Source organism: Massilia sp. LXY-5 (assembly GCF_059801075.1).
The window spans coordinates 1-591 of sequence record NZ_JBNNEH010000020.1 but is presented as its reverse complement, the minus strand read 5'-3'; the positions used below and the strand labels follow the sequence as shown (position 1 = coordinate 591).

1 protein-coding gene is annotated in these 591 nt (G+C 61.1%); it reads left to right on the top strand.

Annotation, left to right across the window (positions count from 1 at the left end; all coding sequences use genetic code 11):
* The coding region (locus tag ACI48I_RS24165) for a cadherin repeat domain-containing protein (RefSeq protein ID WP_498575721.1) at positions 1 to 591 on the top strand (591 nt) is incomplete at both ends.

The window sequence follows — 591 nt, the reverse complement described above, 5'->3', positions numbered from 1 at the left end:
ACCAGACCGAGCAAACTGTCAGCCTGAACATCAACAACCTGGACGAAGTCGCGCCGACCATTACTTCGAGCGCGGTTGCTGCGGCGATCGACGAAAACAGCGGCGTCGGCCGGGTCGTCTACACGGCGACCGCCACCGATACCGGCGACATCAGTGGCGGCCTTGGCTTCACTCTGAAAGCGGGGGGCGATGCAGCAGCGTTCAGCATCGACAGCGCCAGCGGTGCGGTCACCCTGATCGGCAATCCCGACTTTGAAACCAAGTCCGCTTACACCTTCACCGTGTTGGCAACCGATGCCGCAGGCAACCAGACCGAGCAAACTGTCAGTCTGAATATCAACAACCTGGATGAGGTGGCCCCGACCATTACTTCGGCTAATACGGCTACCGCGATCGACGAAAACAGCGGCGTCGGCCGGGTCGTCTACACCGCGACCGCCACCGATACCGGCGATATCAGTGGCGGCCTTGGCTTCAGCCTGAAAGCGGGGGGCGATGCAGCAGCGTTCAGCATCGACAGCGCCAGCGGTGCGGTCACCCTGATCGGCAATCCCGACTTTGAAACGAAGTCCGCTTACACCTTCACGGTGT